Origin of the sequence: Acidovorax sp. LjRoot74, from assembly GCF_964254355.1 — a bacterium.
Classification (GTDB): Bacteria; Pseudomonadota; Gammaproteobacteria; order Burkholderiales; family Burkholderiaceae_C; genus Acidovorax.
The window spans coordinates 300015-319767 of record NZ_CAXUTI020000001.1; the positions used below are offsets into that span (position 1 = coordinate 300015).

General features: G+C 67.4%; 21 protein-coding genes. 13 read left to right on the top strand and 8 right to left on the bottom strand.

What is annotated here, in order from left to right; all coding sequences use genetic code 11:
• Window positions 1-152: 152 nt before the first annotated feature.
• Together ACSQ3O_RS01390 and ACSQ3O_RS01395 are read left to right on the top strand one after the other, a co-directional pair.
• On the top strand, window positions 153-1325 hold the full coding sequence (locus tag ACSQ3O_RS01390) for an acyltransferase family protein (protein WP_436137603.1): 1173 nt from the start codon (window positions 153-155) through the stop codon (window positions 1323-1325).
• Entirely contained in the window at window positions 1322-1825 is a 504-nt protein-coding gene (locus ACSQ3O_RS01395; RefSeq protein WP_436137604.1) for an N-acetyltransferase family protein, read from the top strand. Before ACSQ3O_RS01390 ends, ACSQ3O_RS01395 begins: the two co-directional genes overlap by 4 nt.
• On the opposite strand, the gene ACSQ3O_RS01400 is transcribed toward ACSQ3O_RS01395, so the two are convergent.
• The 3 genes from ACSQ3O_RS01400 to lplT form a co-directional block, all read right to left on the bottom strand.
• Complete coding sequence (locus ACSQ3O_RS01400; protein ID WP_137747205.1) at window positions 1811-2302, bottom strand: glutathione peroxidase; 492 nt, start codon at window positions 2300-2302, stop codon at window positions 1811-1813. The genes ACSQ3O_RS01395 and ACSQ3O_RS01400 overlap by 15 nt on opposite strands.
• A gap of 75 nt (window positions 2303-2377) precedes the next feature.
• On the bottom strand, window positions 2378-3277 hold the full coding sequence (locus ACSQ3O_RS01405) for a DMT family transporter (RefSeq protein ID WP_436137605.1): 900 nt from the start codon (window positions 3275-3277) through the stop codon (window positions 2378-2380).
• Between the two features lie 182 nt (window positions 3278-3459).
• Window positions 3460-4764, bottom strand: a complete 1305-nt coding sequence (gene lplT / locus ACSQ3O_RS01410; protein WP_436137606.1) for a lysophospholipid transporter LplT — start codon at window positions 4762-4764, stop codon at window positions 3460-3462.
• Window positions 4765-4921: 157 nt separating this feature from the next.
• On the opposite strand from lplT, the gene alr reads away from it, so the two are divergent.
• Entirely contained in the window at window positions 4922-6037 is a 1116-nt protein-coding gene (alr, locus tag ACSQ3O_RS01415; RefSeq protein WP_436137607.1) for an alanine racemase, read from the top strand.
• A gap of 135 nt (window positions 6038-6172) precedes the next feature.
• Window positions 6173-7039, top strand: a complete 867-nt coding sequence (locus ACSQ3O_RS01420; protein ID WP_436137608.1) for a hypothetical protein — start codon at window positions 6173-6175, stop codon at window positions 7037-7039.
• A gap of 90 nt (window positions 7040-7129) precedes the next feature.
• Here ACSQ3O_RS01420 and ACSQ3O_RS01425 read toward each other — a convergent pair whose 3' ends face one another.
• Window positions 7130-7621, bottom strand: a complete 492-nt coding sequence (locus ACSQ3O_RS01425; RefSeq protein WP_436137609.1) for a MarR family winged helix-turn-helix transcriptional regulator — start codon at window positions 7619-7621, stop codon at window positions 7130-7132.
• Window positions 7622-7692: 71 nt separating this feature from the next.
• Here ACSQ3O_RS01425 and ACSQ3O_RS01430 point away from each other — a divergent pair, with 71 nt between their 5' ends.
• Window positions 7693-8502 carry a siderophore-interacting protein gene (locus ACSQ3O_RS01430; RefSeq protein ID WP_436137610.1) on the top strand — a complete coding sequence of 270 codons (810 nt, stop codon included), beginning with the start codon at window positions 7693-7695 and terminating at the stop codon, window positions 8500-8502.
• 21 nt (window positions 8503-8523) lie between these two features.
• Here ACSQ3O_RS01430 and ACSQ3O_RS01435 read toward each other — a convergent pair whose 3' ends face one another.
• Window positions 8524-9411, bottom strand: coding sequence for a LysR family transcriptional regulator ArgP (locus ACSQ3O_RS01435; RefSeq protein WP_436137611.1), 888 nt, complete (start codon window positions 9409-9411; stop codon window positions 8524-8526).
• A gap of 77 nt (window positions 9412-9488) precedes the next feature.
• Here ACSQ3O_RS01435 and ACSQ3O_RS01440 point away from each other — a divergent pair, with 77 nt between their 5' ends.
• Together ACSQ3O_RS01440 and ACSQ3O_RS01445 are read left to right on the top strand one after the other, a co-directional pair.
• A complete protein-coding gene (locus ACSQ3O_RS01440) occupies window positions 9489-10097 on the top strand; it encodes a LysE/ArgO family amino acid transporter (protein ID WP_436137612.1) in 609 nt (202 codons plus the stop codon).
• A gap of 87 nt (window positions 10098-10184) precedes the next feature.
• Window positions 10185-11765, top strand: a complete 1581-nt coding sequence (locus ACSQ3O_RS01445) for an ABC transporter substrate-binding protein (protein WP_436137613.1) — start codon at window positions 10185-10187, stop codon at window positions 11763-11765.
• 70 nt (window positions 11766-11835) lie between these two features.
• On the opposite strand, the gene ACSQ3O_RS01450 is transcribed toward ACSQ3O_RS01445, so the two are convergent.
• The 3 genes from ACSQ3O_RS01450 to hpaI form a co-directional block, all read right to left on the bottom strand.
• Complete coding sequence (locus ACSQ3O_RS01450) at window positions 11836-12459, bottom strand: glutathione S-transferase family protein (protein ID WP_436137614.1); 624 nt, start codon at window positions 12457-12459, stop codon at window positions 11836-11838.
• A 77-nt stretch (window positions 12460-12536) separates the two neighbouring features.
• Window positions 12537-13514, bottom strand: coding sequence for a 2-dehydropantoate 2-reductase (locus ACSQ3O_RS01455; protein ID WP_436137615.1), 978 nt, complete (start codon window positions 13512-13514; stop codon window positions 12537-12539).
• 46 nt (window positions 13515-13560) lie between these two features.
• Window positions 13561-14391 (bottom strand): 4-hydroxy-2-oxoheptanedioate aldolase, encoded by an 831-nt coding sequence (gene hpaI, locus ACSQ3O_RS01460; protein ID WP_436137616.1) that lies wholly within the window; start codon window positions 14389-14391, stop codon window positions 13561-13563.
• 163 nt (window positions 14392-14554) lie between these two features.
• Here hpaI and radA point away from each other — a divergent pair, with 163 nt between their 5' ends.
• The 6 genes from radA to ACSQ3O_RS01490 all read left to right on the top strand — a co-directional run bounded on the left by radA (window position 14555) and on the right by ACSQ3O_RS01490 (window position 19745).
• Entirely contained in the window at window positions 14555-15934 is a 1380-nt protein-coding gene (gene radA / locus ACSQ3O_RS01465; RefSeq protein ID WP_298451846.1) for a DNA repair protein RadA, read from the top strand.
• 49 nt (window positions 15935-15983) lie between these two features.
• On the top strand, window positions 15984-16403 hold the full coding sequence (locus ACSQ3O_RS01470; RefSeq protein WP_436137617.1) for a glycerate kinase: 420 nt from the start codon (window positions 15984-15986) through the stop codon (window positions 16401-16403).
• Window positions 16404-16518: 115 nt separating this feature from the next.
• Complete coding sequence (locus ACSQ3O_RS01475) at window positions 16519-17457, top strand: branched-chain amino acid transaminase (protein ID WP_436137618.1); 939 nt, start codon at window positions 16519-16521, stop codon at window positions 17455-17457.
• A 5-nt stretch (window positions 17458-17462) separates the two neighbouring features.
• The gene (locus ACSQ3O_RS01480; protein WP_124514066.1) at window positions 17463-17669 is read left to right on the top strand and encodes a zinc-finger domain-containing protein; all 207 of its coding nucleotides are present in this window, start codon (window positions 17463-17465) and stop codon (window positions 17667-17669) included.
• A 7-nt stretch (window positions 17670-17676) separates the two neighbouring features.
• Window positions 17677-18492: a glycosyltransferase family 2 protein gene (locus ACSQ3O_RS01485; RefSeq protein ID WP_436137619.1), complete on the top strand. Its 816-nt coding sequence runs from the start codon at window positions 17677-17679 to the stop codon at window positions 18490-18492.
• A complete protein-coding gene (locus ACSQ3O_RS01490) occupies window positions 18492-19745 on the top strand; it encodes an O-antigen ligase family protein (protein ID WP_436137620.1) in 1254 nt (417 codons plus the stop codon). The genes ACSQ3O_RS01485 and ACSQ3O_RS01490 overlap by 1 nt, the downstream gene beginning before the upstream one ends.
• Window positions 19746-19753: the final 8 nt, after the last annotated feature.

Consider the following 19753-nt stretch of genomic DNA (forward strand, 5'->3'; position numbering starts at 1 on the left):
GGGCGGGACCGGAGTGGCCCCGGGGCGGTTGCGTTTCGTCCCTGGTAACCACCGCTGGTCCCAAAGGCGCCCCGGCCCATCCCCCGGGCGGGCGGCACGCAGGGGCGCAGCCGCAGCATCAGGCCCTGTGTCCCCCTTGTCTTTGTTGTGCCATGTCCACGCCTTCCAGTGCTTCCACCCCCGCCCGCCGCCACGACATCGACGCCCTGCGCGCGCTGGCCTTTGCCCTCGTCATCCTGTACCACGTGGCCATGTACTACGTGGCCGACTGGCACTGGCACCTCAAAAGCCCGCACGCCGCCGAATGGCTGCAGGCCCCCATGCGCGCGCTGAACCTGTGGCGCATGGACCTGGTGTTCCTGGTCTCGGGCCTGGCCTTCGGGCTGGTGCGGCGGGGGCAGACGGTGCCCGGCCTCATTCGCCTGCGCAGCCTGCGCCTGCTGCTGCCCCTGGCCTTTGGCATGGCCGTGGTCGTGCCCTACCAGGCCTATGCCCAGGGGGTGGCCAACGGCCTGGTGGCGCCGGGGTTTGGCGCCTTTTTGCTGCGCTACCACCCCGGCAGCCACTGGCCCGCCGGGGCGTTCGACGGCTGGGAGGTGGGCATCACCTGGAACCACCTCTGGTACCTGGCCTACCTGTGGTCCTACACCCTGGTGCTGGCACTGCTGCTGCCCCTGGCCGAATCCGCCCCGGGCCGCCGCCTGCGCGCAGCCTTCACCGGCCTGCGTGGCGGGGCGCTGCTGGTGCTGCCCGTGCTGCCGTTGGCGCTGTATTCGGTGCTGCTGTGGCCTCATTTCCCGCCCACCCACAATCTGATCCACGACGGGTGGCTGCACGCTGTGTATTTCACGGTGTTTGTCTACGGCTATTGGATCGGGCTGGATGCGGGCCTGTGGGCCGAGCTGGTGCGCCTGCGCTGGCGCACGGTGGGCCTGGCGCTGGGCTTGCTGGTGCTGTACCTCACGCTGCTGGCCCTTGCGCAGCAGCACGGCATGCGATGGGCCCGCCTGCCCCTGCGGGTGCTGGCCGACGGCTATCTGTGGACGGCGCTGCTGGCCATCCTGGGCTGGGCCCACCACCGCCTCAACCGGCCCTGGCGATGGCTGCCCTGGGCGAATGCGTCGGTGTATCCCTGGTATGTGCTGCACCAGACGGTCATCATCGTGCTGGTGGTCTGGCTGGCGCCTGCCCGGCTGGGGCCAGTGGTGGAGCCGGTGGTGTTGGTGGTTGGCACGGTGGCGCTGTGCGGGGGGCTGACGGCAGGGGTGCAGCGTGTGGGGTGGCTGCGGCCGTTGTTTGGGCTGGCCCGCACAATGCGGGCATGAGCCTCTTCCCAGCCTCCTGGACACTGCGCTCCGCCACCCCGCAAGACACCCCCCACATCGCGCCGCTGTGGCGCGACGCCTGGGCCAGCGCCAACCCGGCCGTGCCCACAGTGGCGCCGCTGGCGCATTGGGCGGCGCGGGTGGATGCAGAGTTCGGCCCGCCTTGCACCACCCTGTTGGTGGAGCACGGGGACGCCATGGTGGCCTTCATGGTGCTGGAACTGGAACGCTCGGATCTGCCGAAGCTGTCCCAGGGCCATCTGCACCAGCTCTTTGTGGCCCCCGGGGCGCAGGGCCGGGGCCTGGGGGCGGCGTTGGTGCAACAGATTGGCGAGCAGTTATGCCCCCAGGGATGGACCTTGCATGTCGCTACCACCAATGTGCGGGCGCGGCGGTTCTATGTGCGCTGCGGCTTGGTCGAAGAGATGGTGGACCACCACCCCGGCACGGGCCGCGAGCGGGTGTTGTGCCGCTGGCTGCCGCCCTCAGCCTTGCGCTAGCGCCGCCTCAATATCCCCTGCCAGCTTCTTCGGCGCATCCTGCGGCGCGTAGCGGCGGATCACGCGGCCGTCCTTGCCGACCAGGAACTTGGTGAAGTTCCACTTGATGGCCTTGCTGCCCAGCAGGCCTGGGGCCTCGGCGGTGAGCCATTGGTACAGGGGCGAGGCGTTGGCTCCGTTCACGTCGATCTTGGCCATCATCGGAAAGCTCACGCCGTAGTTGAGCTGGCAGAAGCTGGCGATCTCGTCGTTGCTGCCGGGGTCCTGGCTGCCGAACTGGTTGCAGGGGAAACCCAGCACGACGAGGCCCTTGTCGGCGTATTGCTTGTGAAGCTCTTCGAGCCCGCCGAACTGGGGGGTGAAACCGCAGGCGCTGGCGGTGTTCACGATGAGCAGCACTTTGTCCTTGTACTGCGACAAGGGCACGGCCTGGCCGTTCATTTGCTGGGCTTCAAAGTCGTAGATGCTGGTGGGCATGCGGAATCTCCGGGTGGGAATGACGGGCCATCGTAGCCCCAGCCGCCCACGCCTGCGCGCGTGCGGGTCAATCCATCAATGGGTGCCCGCAGCGCCCGGCCGGCGGAACTGCAGCGCGGCCAGCAGCGATGCCAGCAGGATCAGCGCGCCGCCCAGCACGGTGCGCGTGTTCAGCGTGGATGCGCCCAGCAGCGCCGAAGACACGCTGGCAAACATCACCTCCGACAGCATCACCAGCGCCGTGGTGCCTGCCGCCAGCCGCGCAGCGCCAAACTGCAGCGCCCAGTTGCCCAGCAGCAGCACGCCCGCCAGCAGCAGCCCGGTGACGATCCAGGTGGCATTGGCGGCCGGGAAGGCATCCACCACGCCCACTTGCCGCCCGACGGTGGCCACGGCCAGCGCCATGAGCATGCAGCCGCCAAACATCGAGAACATGCGCGCGGGTCCGGGCACGGCGTGCAGGCGGCGCAGCGTGACGTTGGTCAGCGCAAACATGAAGCCGCCCAGCAGCGCCAGCCCGTCGGCCAGGCTCAGGTTCTGCAGCAGGCGCGATGCGGGCGCGCCCTCGGGCAGCAGCACCAGCACCACGCCGCAGAAAGCCAGCGCCAGGCGCAGCAGCGCCGTGCCCGTGGGGCGCTCGCCCAGCACCTTCCAGGCCAGCAGCACAGCCCAGGCGGGCATCAGATAGAACAGCAGGATCACGCGCACCACGTCGCCAATGGTCACGGCCCAGTTGAAGGCCACGTTGTTCAGTCCCGAGGCCAGCGCCAGCAGCCACAACTGCGGATGCGCGCGCACCTGCTGCAAGATGCCGGGGCGCCAGGCCAGCAGCGCCAGCAGCACCACCGCATACATGCAGGCCGTGGCCCACAGCGGGTGCAGCCCCGCCTGGTGCATGTGCTGAAACGGCCACCACGCCAGCCCCCAGACAAAGGCGTTGAACAACAGGGCGGCAAAGGGCAAAGGCGATTGCATTGAAGAAAAAATGGCCGCTACCGCGCGCTAGATAAGCGCTGGTAGCTATGAAAATAATAGTAATCTGCGTGGCGCCAGAAACTGGCACGTCGCACTCGCCAGTGCACCCGTGGAGCTGGCTTCGCCAGGCCACCGGGTGCGTCCCCCTCCGGGGGACGCGGCGCAGCCGCTCAGGGGGCTTCTCAGTGATGCGTATCGTGCCGCGCAATGTGCAGCAGATGCTCCACCTCTTCGCGGTGCGTGACGCAGTTGTTCTGGTGCCAGCGCCGGATGAGCCACATCACGCCCGCAACCACCAGCCCGAAGGCTGTGATGGCGCCAAACACCGAGAGCCCGAACTTGAGCGAAAGGCTGTAGAACGCGCCCAGCGCCAGGATGCAGGCCTGCTCGTTGAAGTTCTGCACGGCGATCGAGCGGCCCGCGCCCATGAGGTTGTGGCCCCGGTGCTGCAGCAGCGCGTTCATGGGCACGACCAGGTAGCCGCCCAGCCCGCCCAGAATGATGAGGAAGGGAATGGCCACCCAGATGTTGTTGATGAACACCATCAGGATCAGCAGCAGGCCCATGGCAATGCCCAGCGGGATGACCTTGGTGGCCATGTCCAGGCGCATGCGCATCGAGGCCACCACCGCGCCCACGGCGGTGCCGATGGCCACCACGCCCGTGAGGGCCGAGGCCTGCGTGGTGTTGTAGCCCAGCGCCACGGCGGCCCAGGCCAGCACGATGAACTTGAGGTTGCCGCCCGCGCCCCAGAACAGCGTGGTGGTGGACAGCGAGATCTGGCCCAGCTTGTCGCGCCACAGGCGGCTGTTGCAGGCCCAGAAGTCGGGCAGCAGGCTCAGCGTGTTGGCGAACACGCTGCGCGAAGGGTCGGCGCGCATCGGGCGCATTTCTACGCCCGTGTGCGGGATGCGGGTGTTGAACCAGGCGGCCACTGCATAGACCGCGATCAGTGCGGCAATGGCCGACTCAGCAGGCGTGTCCACGCCGGTGTCAATGAACGGAATGTCGATGCCCAGCAGCATGCCCGACAGGTGCTGGCCCACAAGCTGGCCGCCGAACAGCACGCCCAGAATGATCGATGCGATGGTGAGCCCCTCGATCCAGCCGTTGGCCTTGACCAGCTGCGATGCGGGCAGCAGCTCAGTAAGGATGCCGTACTTGGCGGGCGAGTAGGCCGCAGCGCCCAGGCCGACCACCGCGTAGGCAATCAGCGGGTGCGAACCGAACAGCATCATCAGACAGCCCACCACCTTGATGGCGTTGCTCACGAACATCACCTTGCCTTTGGGCAAAGCATCGGCAAAGGCGCCCACAAAGGGCGCGAGCACCACATAGAACAGCGCAAACATGGGCACCAGGGCGGCGCGCTGCCATTCCGGGGCGCCCTCTGAGCGCAGGAGTTCCACGGCGGCCACGAAAAGTGCGTTGTCGGCCAGCGAGCTGAAAAACTGCGCCGACATGATGGTGTAAAAACCGCGCTTCATCGAATGGCTGGTGGGTGCATCAGTTGGGCTGATGCACTGTTAATTGTGAGTAACCGTAGCAGGAGACAGGCGGTTATATCACGCGGATAAACGGCTGCAGTGCCAGAATCCTGCAGGTATTCCCCGGTAGATTCCCCCTCCCCACTGGTCCTTTGCCATGCCCCGTCCCATCACCGCCACCATCCACACCGCCGCTTTGCGCAACAACCTCGCGCGCGTGCGCCAGTCGGTGCCCGACGCCAAGGTCTGGGCCGTGGTCAAGGCCAATGCCTATGGGCATGGCATCGAACGCGTGTTCGAAGGCCTGCGCGGCGCCGACGGCTTTGCGCTGCTGGACCTGGCCGAGGCCGAGCGCGTGCGCCACCTGGGCTGGCGCGGGCCCATCCTGCTGCTGGAAGGCGTGTTCGAGCCGCGCGACCTGGAACTGTGCTCGCGCCTGGGGCTGTGGCACGCGGTGCACTGCGACGAGCAGATCGACATGCTGGCTGCCCACAAGACGCAGGTGCCGCACCGGGTGTTCCTCAAGATGAATTCGGGCATGAACCGCCTGGGCTTCACGCCCGAGCGCTACCGCACGGCCTGGGCGCGGCTCAACGCGCTGCCGCAGGTGGACGAGATTTCGTTCATGACCCACTTCAGCGACGCCGACGGCCCGCGCGGCATTGCGCACCAGATGGCGGCCTTCAACGCCGCCGCGCAGGACCTGCCCGGCGAGCGCAGCCTGAGCAACAGCGCCGCCACGCTGCGCCACGCGCAGGATGCGGGCGTGCGCGCCGACTGGGTGCGTGCGGGCATCGTGGTGTACGGCAGCGCCCCCGACTTCCCCGAGCACAACGCCAGCCACTGGGGGTTGCAACCCACCATGACGCTGTCCACCCGCCTCATCGCCACGCAGCAGCTGCAGGCGGGCGACACCGTGGGTTACGGATCGCGCTTCACGGCTGACGGCCCGCTCACCATCGGCATCGCCGCCTGTGGCTACGCCGACGGCTACCCGCGCCACTGCGACACCGGCACGCCGGTGCTGGTGAACGGCGTGCGCACGCGCCTGGTGGGGCGGGTGAGCATGGACATGGTGACCGTGGACCTCACGCCGCTGCAGCAAGCGGGGGTGGACGTGGGCTTTGGCAGCGAGGTCACGCTCTGGGGCCGGGCCAGCAACGGTGGGGTGTTGTCCATCGACGAAGTGGCGCAGGCCGCCGGCACGGTGGGTTACGAGCTGATGTGCGCCCTGGCGCAGCGTGTGCCGGTGGTGGTGGACGGCGCGGCCTGAACCGAAGGCCTTCCTCTCTGCTCCAGCGCTTCGCGCAGAAGTTCACGCCGCAGGGGGCAGGCTATGCGCAGGGTGGCCGCAAACTGGTGTGAAATGGCGCCGTCTGTTTGCCACCGCGCGCAGCGCGCTCCTTCCATGGCCACACCCCGCAGCAATTCCTCCGGCTCCAAGAAAAAAAGCAGCTCCACCTGGCGCTCGGTGCGCATGCCACACCACGGCGCGGTGGCGCGTACCCTGCAGCAGCGCTACAGCCTGCGCTGGCATGGGTTGCTGATCGGCAGCTTCACGCTGCTGCTGATGTGGGCCACCTCGCACCTGCAGATGGTGCTGGGCGTGGATTCACTGGCGCTCCGGTACCTGGTCACACTGTCGGTGGGTTATATCGGCTATCTGCTGGTGCTGCGCGTGTGGGCGGCCCGGCTGGTGCGGCGGGATGGGCCGTCGGGCGATGGCAGTGTGGACCTGCCCGACATCTCCTGGCCCAGTGGCAATGGCCCCTCGGGGGGTGGCCAGGTGCCCCTGCCGCGCGCGGGCGGCGGAGACTTTGGCGGCGGTGGCGCATCGGGGGACTTTGGCGGCGGGTGGACGCAAGGCCTGTCCAGCGGGGGCTCCAGCAGCGACTCCGGCGTGCTGGGCGACATTGCCGGGGGCGCGGCCGATGCACTGGGCAGCGCCGATGAGGGCGCGGTGGTGGTCGTGCCCGTGGTGGCCATCTTTCTCATCGGCGCGGCGCTGATTTTTGGCGCGGGCTCGCTCGCCATGCTGTTCTTTGGCTGGGATGTGCTGCTCACGGTGGCGGTGGAGATTGCCTTCTCGGTGGCCACGGCCCGCGCCGCTGTGGGGGTGGAGCGCGAGGGCTGGCTCAGCGCCGCCGTGCGGCTGACCTGGAAGCCCCTGCTGGGCGCGCTGGTCTGCGCCGTGCTGCTGGGCGCCACCATCGACCACTTCCTGCCCCATGTGCATTCGCTGCCCGAGGCGCTGCGCGTGATCCAGGGACGGTGATTTGCTCTTGTTTTGATAGCTAAAAGGGCATATTGAACGGGCGCCAGGGGCGAAAACTCCTCAAAGTGCCTGAAACCCCCTGCGGCGCCCCTATCGGGTGGACCGGCCCGTGCCGTGGCCGCAATCCTCGCCAGTTTCCAGGGGCGGCAGCGCATCCAGGTTGGCCCGCACCCGCGCCAGCAGGGCCAGCAGCTGCGCCTGGGTGGCGTCGTCGCAGCCCGCCAGCACCTGGGCCGACAGGGTCTGCCGCGCGGCCTGCAGCGCCTGGTACAGCGCCTGGCCCTCGGCGCTGAGCGTGAGGCACAGGCTACGCCGGTCCTCGGCGTGGGGCTGGCGCTCCAGCCAGCCCTTGTCCTGCAGCAGGCCCAGCATGCGCGCCACCTGGGCCTTGTCGGCGCCGCTGTGGCGCACCAGTTCTTTCTGCGTGGCGCCGGGGTGGCGGCCAATGAAGTTCAGCGCGCGCACTTCGTTAAAGGTCAGGTCCGGGTGCACGGAGGTCATGGCGCGCACCATGCGCGCCCGGTAGGCGTGCATCAGGTCGTGCAGTGCTTCAAACACATCGGGGCGGGCGCGTGGGGGCATGGCGTGGCTATCAGTTGACAAAGTCAACTGAATGGCGGATGATTTGGTTGATTAAATCAACATTTTACGCCATGAACGCACCTCTGCCCCTGGCCGCCACGGCCCCCTCCCTCGTCATCGAGCGCATTCGCCACCCCTTGCAGGGCCGCCACCTCCAGGTGGTGCGCCGCACCCAGGTCAGCCCCGGTTTTGTACGGCTGACCTTGGCCGGCCCCGAGCTGGTGGGGTTTGTGAGCGCCGGGTTTGACGACCACCTCAAACTCATCCTTCCTGCGCCCGGGCAAGACCGCCCCACCTTGCCCACGCTGCAGGACGGTCGCCCCGTGTTTGACGGCCCGCGCCCCACGCTGCGCGACTACACCCCCGCGCGCTTTGACGCCGCCGCGGGCGAGCTGGACATTGAAGTCGCCCTGCACGACGCCGGCCCCGCCACCGACTGGGCCGCCAGCGCATCCGTGGGCCAATGGGTGGGCATTGCCGGGCCGCGCGGCAGCATGGTGGTGCCCACGGGCTTTGACTGGCACTGGCTGCTGGGCGACGAAACCGCGCTGCCCGCCATCGCCCGCCGCGTGGCCGAGCTGCCCGCCAGCGCGGTGGCCACGGTGCGCATCCAGCTGAACAACCCGGCCGACCAGCGGGTGTTGACCAGCGCGGCGCAGGTAGATCTGCAGTGGGTGAACGCACTGCCTGCCGCCGTCGAAGCCCTGGCGCTGCCGCCCGGCGCGGGCTTTGTCTGGGCCGCTGGCGAACACAGCGACATGGCCGCCGTGCGCCGCGCCGTGCTGGCCAAGCCGGGTGTGGACCCGAAGCGCATGCGCATCTCTGCTTACTGGAAACGCGGGGCAGCGGACCACCACGAGGACCTGGCGAGCGCCTCGTAGTCGGCGCTCGCAACTTTTCTCTCAGCGCAGCAGCGTCAGCGCCGCCGCCTTCTGCACCGCCTGCGTCACGTGCTGCAGCGCCTGCACATTCAGGCGCCAGCACTGCCAGTACAGCGGCACATCCACGGGCTTGTTCGCAATCAGCTCGACCAGGGTGCCGGTCTTCAGGTCGTCCTCCACCAGCGCGTCGGGCGTCATGCCCCAGCCCAGGCTGGCGCGGGTGGCTTTGACGAACGCATGGGCCTCGGGCAGCCAGTGCACGGGCGGGGCCAGTTTGCGGCGCGTGATGCGGCCCACAAAACGCGCCTGCAGCGCATCCTTGCGGTTGAACACCAGCATGGGCGCCTGCGCCAGCGTGGTTGCGTTCACCCCCTGCGCAAAGTGGCGCTGCATGAAGGCCGGACTGGCCAGCGCGCGGTAGCGCAGGGTGCCCAGGGGCAGCACCTGGCAGCCCTGCACGGGCTGCGGGTCGGCCGTCACCGCAGCCATCACGCGGCCCTCGCGCAGCAGGTTGGCCGAATGGTCCTGGTCTTCCACATGGATGTCGAAGGTGATGGCTTGCCCCTCGGCCGCCTGCGCCATGGCGTGGGGGAACCAGGTGGCCAGCGAGTCGGCGTTCACCCCAATCGCCAGCCGCGTGCTGCTGTGCTGCCCGCCGCCGATGGTGGCCAGGGCGTCGGCCTCGCTCAGCGCCACCTCGCGCGCGTGGCGGTACAGCGCCTGCCCGGCCTCGGTGGGCGTGCAGGGCGTGGCGCGGCGCACCAGCACCTGGCCCACGCGCTCTTCCAGTAGCTTGATGCGCTGCGACACCGCCGAGCGCGTGACATGCAGCACGGCCGCCGCGCGCTCAAAGCTGCCCTCGTCGATCACCGTGGCAAAGGCATTGAGCTGGGCGGAGTCGAGTTGCATAGGTGGTTAGCCATTCTGACGGATCGTTAAAAAGTATAGCTGGCATCAACGCCTTGCCTTGGCCAGAATCCGTGCCCATGGTCTCCACTGCCTTCGTCCACGGTTTCACCTCCACCGCCATGCTCATCATGGCCATCGGCGCGCAGAACGCGTTTGTGCTGCGCCAGGGCCTGCGGCGCGAGCATGTGCTGCCCGTGGTGCTGGTGTGTGCGTTGTCGGACGCGGTGCTGCTGCAGGTGGGCGTGTGGGGCATGGGCGGCGTGCTGCTGGCGCGGCCCGAATGGGCGCAGTTCATGCGCTGGGCGGGTGCCTTGTTTTTGCTGGTCTACGCCGCACAGACCGCCGCGCGCGCCTTGCGCCCCGGCCAGTTGCTGGTGGCCACCAGCGGCCCCGGCGCCAGCCTGCGCACCACCCTGGCTACGGTGGTGGCGCTCACCTGGCTCAACCCGCATGTGTACCTGGACACCGTGGTGCTGCTGGGCACCATGGCCACGCCCTACCCGGCCTGGGGCCGAGCGCTGTTTGCCGCAGGCGGCTCGCTGGCCAGCGCGCTGTGGTTCTTGCTGATTGGCCTGGGCGCCCGCTGGCTGGCGCCGCTGTTTGCCACCCCGGCGGCGTGGCGGGTGCTGGATGGGGTGACGGCGACCACCATGCTGTTGCTGGCGGGGGTGATGGCTCTAAGCTAAGAACAATAAGTTCGTTCCCATGCAGCGTTGCTTGGGGGATAGTGCGGTCATTCAGCATTTTTTGGCGTTTTGCCTATCCTCCCGTCCATGCGCTTCAAACACCTTCTCCTGGCCGCCGCCATTGTTGCGGCCCTGCCTCTGGCCGCACAAGCCAAGACCTTTCGCTGGTCCCGCTCGGTGGACATCTCCACCTGGGACATCCACACCCAGAACGTGGGTGTGAACAACACCATGCACGGCGCGGTGTACGACACGCTGGTGGAATACAACAGCAAGACCTTCAAGCCCGAGCCGTCGCTGGCCACCGAGTGGAAGCTCATCAAGCCCACGCAGCTGCGCCTGACCTTGCGCAAGGGTGTGAAGTTCAGCGACGGCAGCGAGTTCACCGCCGACGACGCCAAGTTCTCGCTGGAGCGGGCCAAGGCCAAAAGCTCCAACTTTGCCGTCTACACGCAGGGCATCGACCGCGTGGAAAAGGTCGATGCCTACACCATCGACATCCATTCCGACCTGCCCAACCCCGTGCTGGTGAACCAGCTCACCGAGCTGCGCATCATGAGCAAGGCCTGGGCCGAAAAGAACAAGTCGGTGGAGCCCAAGGACATCAAGACCAAGGACGAAACCTATGCCCACCGCAATGCGCTGGGCACCGGCCCCTACCAGCTCAAGCAGTGGACGCCCGACCAGCGCGTGGTGCTGGAGCCCAATCCGCACTGGTGGGGCAAGGGCAAGTACCCCACCAACCTGACCGAGATCATCTACACCCCCATCAAGGCCGACGCCACGCGCACGGCGGCGCTGCTGTCGGGTGAGGTGGACTTTGTGATCGACCCCAGCCTGCAAGACCTGGCGCGCATCAAGCAGACGCCTAACCTGCAGGTGCTGGAAGGGCCGGAGTACCGCACCATCTTCCTGGGCCTGGACCAGTTCCGCGACGAGCTGCCCGGCTCGGACGTGAAGGGCAAGAACCCGCTCAAGGACCTGCGTGTGCGTAAGGCGCTGTACCAGGCCATCGACATCCAGTCCATCCAGCGCGTGGTGCTGCGCGGGCTGGCCCAGCCCACGGGCACGCTGATTGCCAACCAGGTGAATGGCTGGACCAAGAAGGCCGATGTGCGCTACCCCTATGACCCCAAGGCCGCGCAAAAGCTGCTGGCCGATGCGGGCTACCCCAACGGGTTTGAGGTGGACTTTGCCTGCAGCGCGGGCCGCTACATCAACGACGAGCAGTTGTGCCAGGCCATCACCTCGCACTGGGCCAAGGTGGGCGTGAAGGCCAAGCTGCGTTCGCTGCCGTTTGCTACCTACTTCCCGATGATCCAGCGCAACGAAGCCAGCATCTACCTGCTGGGCTGGGGCGTGCCCACGTTTGACGCGTTCTACAGCCTGCAGTCGCTGGTGCGTTCGCCCGGCGCGGGCGGGGACGGCAACTTCAATCTGGGCCGTTTTTCCGACCCGCAGATCGATGCCCTGGTCGAGCGCGTGAAGAAGGAAACGGACACTGCGACGCGCAACGGCCTGATCGAGCAGGCGCTGATCAAGGAGCACGAGCTGGTGTCGCACATCCCGCTGTACAACCAGGTGATCCCGTGGGCGGGTACCAAGAAGGTGGAGATCATTCACCGCGCCGACAACCGCATCGACTGGCGGTATCTGAAGGTGAACTGATCCCGGTTGCCAACTAAAAGCCCCGGTGCTCAGAAGGCACCGGGGCTTTTTTGCGTCCGCAGGCGGCGTATCAGGCCATTGCGCGCTGCACGGCCGGGCGCTGCAGCATGCGCTGCGTGTGCGCGAACACCTTCGGGAACTGGGTTATGTCCACGCCATCGCTGTGCAGCCAGGTGCCGATGGTGAACAGGTAGCCGTCGGCCACCGTGTACTGCTCGCCCATCACCCACGGGCCCTGGTCCGCGTTCGGCAGGTAGTGGCTTTCGATGAGGTTGAAACAGTCGGTCATGTTCTGCGGCACCTTGCGCTGCATGGCTGCCTGGGCCTCGGGCTCGTCCGCCCAGCGGCTGGCGCGGGGGCGGTGGGCATGGGCGATGTGCACGGTGGACGCGAGGTAGCTGTGGAACTCCTGCAAACGCGCAAAGCCATGCGCGTCGGCGGGCGCCAGGCGCGCCTCGGGAAAACTCTGCGCCACATAGGCCAGCAGCGCGGGCGTTTCGGTCAGGGTGCCTTGCGGTGTGGCCAGCGCGGGCACGCGGCCCTTGGGGTTGACGGCCAGGTATTCGGGCGTGCGTTGCTGGCCTGCGGCGAAGTCCACGCGCACCAGGTTGTAAGCGGCGCCCGCTTCTTCCAAAGCGATGCGTACGGCCTGCGCGCAGGTGCCGGGGGTGTAGTACAGCGTGAGTGTGGTCATGGATGATTTGCTATTAAATGTGTAGCTAATGGGGTAATAGGGGTGCGCGCAGACGGCCTTTTTGGGGCTTGAGTTTTTCAGTACAGGCCGCGCGTGCGCGCCATCAGGCGCACCAGGCCCAGCAGCGCGTCGGTGTGGGGGGTGGGCACGGCGGTGATCTGGCCCAGCTCGCGCACGGCGCCCACCAGGGCGTCGATCTCCATGGGCTTGCCCGCTTCCACGTCCTGCAGCATCGAGGTCTTGAACGCGCCCAGCTTGCGCGTGACGGCGTGGCGGTCTTCGGGCTGCTGGTCAATCGGCAGGCCCAGCTGGTCGCCGATGGCCTTGGCTTCGAGCATGACGTGCGAGACAAATCCACGCACCAGGTCGTCGTCCAGGATGCGGTCGGTGGTGGCGCCGGTCAGGGCGCTGATGGGGTTCATGGTGAGGTTGCCCCAGAGCTTGAACCAGATGTCCTTCTGGATGCAGTCGCTCACCTCGACGTCGATGCCACCACGCTGCAAGGTGTCGGCCAGGGCCTGCAGGCGCGCACTGCGCTGGCCGCCGGGTTCGCCGACGATGAGGCGGTTGCCAAAGTGTTGCTTGACGAAACCCGGTGCCTCCAGCGAGCAGCTGGTGTGCACCACGCTGCCCACCACATGGCGCGTGGGGATGGCGCTGGCGATCACGCCGCCCGCGTCCACCGACGCGAGCGCACGGCCCTGCGCGGCGCCGCCAAAACCATCCAGAAACCACCAGGGCACGCCGTTCATGGCCGTGAGCACGATGGTGTCCGGCCCGATCAGCGGGGCCATGGCGCGCGCCACATCTGGCAGGCCGGGCGCTTTCACGGCCACCACCACCAGGTCCTGCACGCCGAGGGCCGCCGGGTCGGCCGCTGCCTTCACCGCCACCTGGGCCACCGTGCCGTCGGGGCGCCGCAGGCGCAGGCCGTCGGCCTGCAAGGCTGCGAGCGTGGCGCCGCGTGCGACCAGGCTCACTGGGCTGCCCGCCTGCGCCAGGGCCATGCCGAGCCAGCCGCCAATGGCGCCTGCGCCGTAGATACATGCTTTCATGCTTGTCGATCCTTGCTTGTTCTGTGGGTTGTTCTGATGACGGGGGTCAGTAGCCAGCGGGCCGGGGTGCGGCGGCTTCCGCGCCGGTGCGAAACCGCGCCAGCAGAGTCTGTGCAGCGCTGGTCAGCAGCATGGTGTCCACCCCCACGGCCACAAACAGCGCACCGGCTGCCAGCCACTGGCGCGCCTGGGCCTCGTTGGTGGCCAGGATCCCCGGTGCCTTGCCCGCGCGCAGGATGCGCGCTATGCCGTCGTGGATGGCGGCCTGCACCTCGGGGTGCCCCGGGTTGCCCGGGTGGCCCATCGATGCCGACAGGTCGGCTGGGCCGATGAACACACCGTCCACGCCGGGCGTCGCGGCAATTGCATCGAGGTTGGCCATGGCTTCCACCGTCTCGGCCTGCACCAGCAGGCAGATTTGCTGGTTGGCCTCGTGCACATAGCGGGGGTAAGCCTGCCAGCGCGACGAGCGCGCCAGGGCGCTGCCCATGCCGCGCACGCCCTCGGGCGCGTAGCGCGTGGCGCGCACGAGTTGCTGCGCTTGCTCGGGCGTGTCCACCATGGGCACCAGCAGGGTTTGTGCGCCGATGTCCAAATACTGCTTGATGAGGGCGGTGTCGCCCACCGGCACCCGTGCGACGGCGTGGGGTGCGCGTGCGCCGGGTGGCAGCGCGCTGCTGGCGCTGGCGATGGCCTGCAGCTGGTGCAGGATGGAGCGCAGGTCGTTCGGCGCATGTTCGCCATCGACCAGCAGCCAGTCGTAGCCGGTGCCCGCAAGGATTTCTGCGGTGTAGGCATTGGCCAGGCCCAGCCACAGGCCGATTTGTGCTTCGCCCTGGGCCAGGGCCTGCTTGAAGGAGTTGGTGGGTGTGTGCATGGCGTGCATTCTTGCCGATGCCGAAGGACAGAGTGGCCAGCCCGCCATCGTAGGGGCGCGGCGCCTGGGGTCTATAGGTGCTTGGTAGGGTGGGCGCCGACTCCTGGGCCTGCGCCGCTATAGTCGGCCACCCGCGCCTGTGCCCACCGACCATCCCCTTTCCATGGCCAAAGACAAAACCATCTTCACTTGCACCGAATGCGGCGGCACCAGCCCGCGCTGGCTGGGCAAATGCCCGTCCTGCGGCGCCTGGAACACGCTGATCGAGCAGGTGGCAGAGGCCGGTCCGGGCAAGAACCGCCTGAGCGCGCCGCAAGGCTACGCCGGCCTGGCCCACGCGCAGCCCGTGATGCCGCTGGCCGCCATTGAGGCCCAGGACGTGGCGCGCACGGCGAGCGGCATCGACGAGCTGGACCGCGTGCTGGGCGGCGGCATCGTGGAAGGGGGCGTGGTGCTCATCGGTGGGGACCCGGGCATTGGCAAATCGACCCTGCTGCTGCAGGCGATGGATGCGCTGCAGCGCGCTGGCCTGCCCACGCTGTACGTGACGGGCGAGGAAAGTGGCGCGCAGGTGGCGCTGCGTTCGCGGCGCCTGGGCATCGAGGGCAGCCAGGTGCAGTTGCTGGCCGAGATCCAGCTTGAAAAGATTTTGGCGACGGTCGAGGCCACGCAGCCGGCCGTGGTCGTCATCGACTCCATCCAGACCACCTATTCCGACCAGCTCACCAGCGCACCGGGCTCGGTCGCCCAGGTGCGCGAGTGCGCGGCGCACCTCACGCGCATGGCCAAGGGCACGGGCATCGCCGTGATTCTGGTGGGCCATGTGACCAAAGAGGGCGCGCTGGCCGGGCCGCGTGTGCTGGAGCACATGGTGGACACGGTGCTGTACTTCGAAGGCGACACCCACAGCCAGTTCCGCCTGGTGCGCGCCATCAAGAACCGCTTTGGCGCCGTCAACGAGATTGGCGTGTTCGCGATGACCGAAAAAGGCCTCAAGGGCGTGAGCAACCCGAGCGCCATCTTCCTGAGCCAACACAGTGAGCCGGTGCCCGGCAGCTGCGTGATGGTCACGCTGGAAGGCACGCGCCCCATGCTGGTCGAGATCCAGGCGCTGGTGGACAGCGGCGGCCCGAGTCCACGCCGCCTGTCGGTGGGCCTGGACAAGGACCGCCTGGCCATGTTGCTGGCCGTGCTGCACCGCCATGCGGGCGTGGCCTGCATGGATCAGGACGTGTTTGTGAACGCCGTGGGCGGTGTGCGCATCAGCGAGCCTGCGGCCGATTTGGCGGTGATGCTGTCCATCACCAGCAGCCTGCGGGGCAAGGCACTGCCGCGCGGCTTCCTGGCCTTTGGCGAGGTGGGCCTGGCCGGTGAGGTGCGGCCTGCACCGCGCGGGCAGGAGCGCCTGAAAGAAGCCGCCAAGCTCGGCTTTTCTGTGGCCGTGGTGCCCAAGGCCAACGCGCCGAAGAAGCCCATCGAGGGGCTCACCATCCATGCCGTAGAGCGGGTGGAAGAGGCCATGAACGTCGTGCGCGGGCTGTAAGCAATGCCCACAGCCGCACACCATTGAGGCCGTAAGACAATCTCAGCCTATGAATTTGCGCAATATCCTGGTGCCCTTGGGGGCGGTGGCCCTGATCGGCTTTGGTTTTTATGCCTACGGCTGGGCCGGTGTGGCGGCGGTGGTGGGCGGGCTGGTCATGTGGGCCCTGCTGCACTTCACGCGGCTGGTGAATGTGATGAAAAAGGCCGCCAAGCGGCCCATCGGCTATGTCGGCAGCGCCGTGATGCTCAATGCACGGCTGGCCGAGGGGGTGAACCTGATGCACGTGGTGGCCATGACGCAGGCGCTGGGCGAGCTGCGGTCTGCCGAAGGCGCAGACCCGGAAATCTACCGCTGGACCGACGGCACCCGCTCGCACGTGACCTGTGAATTTTGCCAGGGCAAGCTGGTGAAGTGGACGCTGGAGCGGCCGGAGGCAGATGCCGATGCCCCGCCCCCGGCGGGATGACACTCCACCCCTGAACCTGCGGGTTTGCTGCACTGCACCCTCGGGTGGCGGTTCCCGGCGGGCTGGGGGCCCGTAAAATCCCGGTTTTGCGACCCACAGCAACCAAAGGATTCCCATGAGCCCCGTAGTTCCCTCGATGGCCGACCGTGACGGCAAGATCTGGATGGACGGCCAGATGGTCGATTGGCGCGACGCCAAGATCCATGTGCTGACCCACACCCTGCACTACGGCTGCGGCGCCTTCGAAGGCGTTCGCGCCTATAACACCCCCAACGGCACGGCGATCTTCCGCCTCGAAGAGCACACCGACCGCCTGTTCAACAGCGCCAAGATCCTGCGCATGAAGATCCCGTTCACCAAGGAAGAAGTGAACGAGGCCCAAAAGGCCGTGGTGCGCGAAAACAAGCTCGAATCCTGCTATCTGCGCCCATTGACCTGGATCGGCTCGCAAAAGCTGGGTGTCTCGCCCAAGGGCAACCAGATTCACCTGATGGTCGCTGCCTGGGCCTGGGGCGCCTACCTGGGCGAAGAAGGCCTCAAGCGCGGCATCCGCGTCAAGACCAGCAGCTACACCCGCCACCACGTCAACATCACCATGACGCAGGCCAAGGCGGTGAGCAACTACACCAACTCCATCCTGGCCAACATGGAAGCCACGGACGACGGCTACGACGAAGCCCTGCTGCTCGATAGCAGCGGTTTTGTGTCCGAAGGCGCTGGCGAGAACATTTTTGTGATCAAGAACGGCGTGATCTACACGCCCGACCTGTCGGCCGGTGCCCTGAATGGCATCACCCGCAACACGGTGTTCCACATCGCCAAGGACCTGGGCCTCGATATCGTGCAAAAGCGCATCACGCGCGACGAGGTCTACATCGCCGACGAGGCCTTCTTCACTGGCACGGCCGCTGAAGTCACGCCCATCCGCGAACTTGACCGCATCGAACTGGGCAGCGGATCGCGCGGCCCGATCACCGAAAAAATCCAGAGCGCCTTCTTCGACATCGTCGGCGGCCGCAATCCCCAATACGCCCACTGGCTCACCAAGGTCTGATGAACATGTCGCAAGCTTCCGTAGAACTCCTGGCCAAAGACCTGAATGCACAAGGCGGTGTCTTCTGCCCCAGCCCCAAGGCCGATATGAAGCTGTGGAACAGCCACCCCAAGGTGTACCTGGACGTGGCCCGCACCGGCGAGGCCAAGTGCCCCTATTGCGGCACCGTCTATCGCCTGAAAGCGGGCGAGCATGTCCACGCTGGCCACTGATTGATTGATGCCAGTTGCCACCGGCGGTGCATCGGCGCCGCCTACGTTGACCGTGGCGGTGCTGACCCACAACGAGGCGCACCGCATTGAGGCCTGCCTGAAGAGCGCCGCGTTCGCTGACCAGCTTCTGGTGGTGGACAGCGGCAGCACGGACAACACCGTGGCCCTTGCCCAGGGCCTGGGCGCCGAAGTCCACAGCCACCCCGACTGGCAGGGTTTTGCCGTGCAGCGCAACCGCCTGCTCGCGCATTCACGCGGCGACTATGTGTTTTTTCTGGACGCCGACGAGGTGATGACGCCTGCGTTCGCGCAGGAGCTGCAGGCCATCGTGCGTTCGGGCGAGCAGGCCGTGTGGAGCATCCGCTGGCGCATGGTGGCCTATGGGCACGAACTGAAGTATTTCCGCTCGCAGTCGCAGATCGAGCGCCTGTTTGTGCGCGCGCTGGTGAAGGAATTCACCGGCGTTGTGCACGAGCAGGCCGAACTGCAGCCCCTGCCTGGCGGCGGGGCGGTGCCGCGCCGTTTGATCCGGGCGCGGCTGCTGCATTACTCCCGCACCACGGTGCGGGGCAGCCTGGAAAAGCTCACGCAGTACGTGATGCTGGGCGCCGCCAAACGTGCCGAGAAGGGCCAGCGGGGCGGCGTGCTGCGCGGGCTGGCCTCGGGGCTCTCCATGTTCCTGCGCTTGTATGTGTTCCGCCTGGGTTTTTTGTGTGGCGGGGCCGGGTTTCTGTATTGCCTGTTTGTGGCGCTGGAGGGCTTCTTCCGGTATGCCGCCCTGCACTATGACCGTGACAGCCTGACCGACAAGGTGATTCGTTGATGAGTGCACAACGCTGGTGGGGGCGCAGCGCAAGCATCGGTGCCTTCATGGTTCCGGGTTTGGCGCTGTGTGTGCCCTCGGGGTATTCGTATGGCGCGGTCCTGCTGTTGCTGGCCGCGCTGGCCAGCGCCCCCGTGTGGTGGCGCCGCCCCGCGCCCCGCGCCGCCTGGTGGCTGACGGCTGCGTTTTCCTGCATGGCCGCGCTGTGGATGCTGGACGTGGGCGCCGCCTGGGGCTGGGGCAGCATGGACCGCCCGGTCAAGTACCTGCTGGCCCTGCCTTGCATCTTTTATCTGATGACCTTCCAGCCCCGCGCCGCCTGGCTGTGGATGGGCATTGCGGTGGGGGCTGTGGGCAGCGGGCTGGTGGGGCTCTATCAGACCTTTGTCATGGGCCTGCCGCGCGCCAACGGTTTCACCAACGCCATCCAGTATGGCAACCTGAGCATGCTGCTGGCGGTGATGAGTGGCCTGCTGCTGGTGGCGCAGTGGCGGCGCTGGGTGCTGTGGCAGCGCCTGCTGCTGGTCAGCGCCATCGCGCTGGGGGTGGTGGGCTCCGTTCTGTCGCAGTCGCGCGGTGGCTGGCTGGCCCTGGCGCTGCTGCTGCCGGTGTGTGCCTGGCTGCTGGTGCACACCACGGGGCAGCGCCGGGTGTATTGGGGCCTGTGTGCGTTGGTGGTGGCGGCTGCAGCGCTGTCGCAGGTGCCGGCCGTGGAGCTGCGGGTGGACGAAGCCCGCCAGGAAGTGCAAACCTACCAGCAGCATGGCGATGGCCGCAGCTCGGTGGGCCAGCGCCTGGCGCATTGGGGCCTGGCCTGGCAGATGGGCTGGGACCGCCCCCTCACCGGCTGGGGCCGGGCGGGGTATACCGAAGAAAAGGCCCGGCGCGTGGCGGCCGGGCAAGCGCACCCCGTGGTGCTCGAATTCGGCCACGCACACAACGAAATCCTGGACCTGTTTGCCAAACGCGGCCTGCCCGGCGTGCTGCTGCTCATGGCCTTTTATGGCATTCCGCTGGCCATGTTTTGGCCCACCGCGCAGCGCATCCGCGATGCCAAGGGCAAGATGGACCGCGAGTCGCTGTCGCTGTGCCTGGTGGGCGTGCTGCTACCGCTGTCCTACATCGGCTTTGGCCTCACGCAGGTGTTCCTGGCCCACAACAGCGGCAACATGTTCTACCTGTTCATGTGCCCGCTGGTGCTGGCCGCGCTGCACCAGCGGCGCGCGCGCCTGGGCTGCCCCCGTCCTCTGTGAAATGAAGA

What these genes read in the sequence shown, in the direction of transcription:
- ACSQ3O_RS01390 (WP_436137603.1), top strand. Translation starts at nt 153, where the DNA reads ATGTCCACGCCTTCCAGTGCTTCCACCCCCGCCCGCCGCCACGACATC.
- ACSQ3O_RS01395 (WP_436137604.1), top strand. Translation starts at nt 1,322, where the DNA reads ATGAGCCTCTTCCCAGCCTCCTGGACACTGCGCTCCGCCACCCCGCAA.
- ACSQ3O_RS01400 (WP_137747205.1), bottom strand. Translation starts at nt 2,302, where the DNA reads ATGCCCACCAGCATCTACGACTTTGAAGCCCAGCAAATGAACGGCCAG.
- ACSQ3O_RS01405 (WP_436137605.1), bottom strand. Translation starts at nt 3,277, where the DNA reads ATGCAATCGCCTTTGCCCTTTGCCGCCCTGTTGTTCAACGCCTTTGTC.
- lplT (WP_436137606.1), bottom strand. Translation starts at nt 4,764, where the DNA reads ATGAAGCGCGGTTTTTACACCATCATGTCGGCGCAGTTTTTCAGCTCG.
- alr (WP_436137607.1), top strand. Translation starts at nt 4,922, where the DNA reads ATGCCCCGTCCCATCACCGCCACCATCCACACCGCCGCTTTGCGCAAC.
- ACSQ3O_RS01420 (WP_436137608.1), top strand. Translation starts at nt 6,173, where the DNA reads ATGGCCACACCCCGCAGCAATTCCTCCGGCTCCAAGAAAAAAAGCAGC.
- ACSQ3O_RS01425 (WP_436137609.1), bottom strand. Translation starts at nt 7,621, where the DNA reads ATGCCCCCACGCGCCCGCCCCGATGTGTTTGAAGCACTGCACGACCTG.
- ACSQ3O_RS01430 (WP_436137610.1), top strand. Translation starts at nt 7,693, where the DNA reads ATGAACGCACCTCTGCCCCTGGCCGCCACGGCCCCCTCCCTCGTCATC.
- ACSQ3O_RS01435 (WP_436137611.1), bottom strand. Translation starts at nt 9,411, where the DNA reads ATGCAACTCGACTCCGCCCAGCTCAATGCCTTTGCCACGGTGATCGAC.
- ACSQ3O_RS01440 (WP_436137612.1), top strand. Translation starts at nt 9,489, where the DNA reads ATGGTCTCCACTGCCTTCGTCCACGGTTTCACCTCCACCGCCATGCTC.
- ACSQ3O_RS01445 (WP_436137613.1), top strand. Translation starts at nt 10,185, where the DNA reads ATGCGCTTCAAACACCTTCTCCTGGCCGCCGCCATTGTTGCGGCCCTG.
- ACSQ3O_RS01450 (WP_436137614.1), bottom strand. Translation starts at nt 12,459, where the DNA reads ATGACCACACTCACGCTGTACTACACCCCCGGCACCTGCGCGCAGGCC.
- ACSQ3O_RS01455 (WP_436137615.1), bottom strand. Translation starts at nt 13,514, where the DNA reads ATGAAAGCATGTATCTACGGCGCAGGCGCCATTGGCGGCTGGCTCGGC.
- hpaI (WP_436137616.1), bottom strand. Translation starts at nt 14,391, where the DNA reads ATGCACACACCCACCAACTCCTTCAAGCAGGCCCTGGCCCAGGGCGAA.
- radA (WP_298451846.1), top strand. Translation starts at nt 14,555, where the DNA reads ATGGCCAAAGACAAAACCATCTTCACTTGCACCGAATGCGGCGGCACC.
- ACSQ3O_RS01470 (WP_436137617.1), top strand. Translation starts at nt 15,984, where the DNA reads ATGAATTTGCGCAATATCCTGGTGCCCTTGGGGGCGGTGGCCCTGATC.
- ACSQ3O_RS01475 (WP_436137618.1), top strand. Translation starts at nt 16,519, where the DNA reads ATGAGCCCCGTAGTTCCCTCGATGGCCGACCGTGACGGCAAGATCTGG.
- ACSQ3O_RS01480 (WP_124514066.1), top strand. Translation starts at nt 17,463, where the DNA reads ATGTCGCAAGCTTCCGTAGAACTCCTGGCCAAAGACCTGAATGCACAA.
- ACSQ3O_RS01485 (WP_436137619.1), top strand. Translation starts at nt 17,677, where the DNA reads ATGCCAGTTGCCACCGGCGGTGCATCGGCGCCGCCTACGTTGACCGTG.
- ACSQ3O_RS01490 (WP_436137620.1), top strand. Translation starts at nt 18,492, where the DNA reads ATGAGTGCACAACGCTGGTGGGGGCGCAGCGCAAGCATCGGTGCCTTC.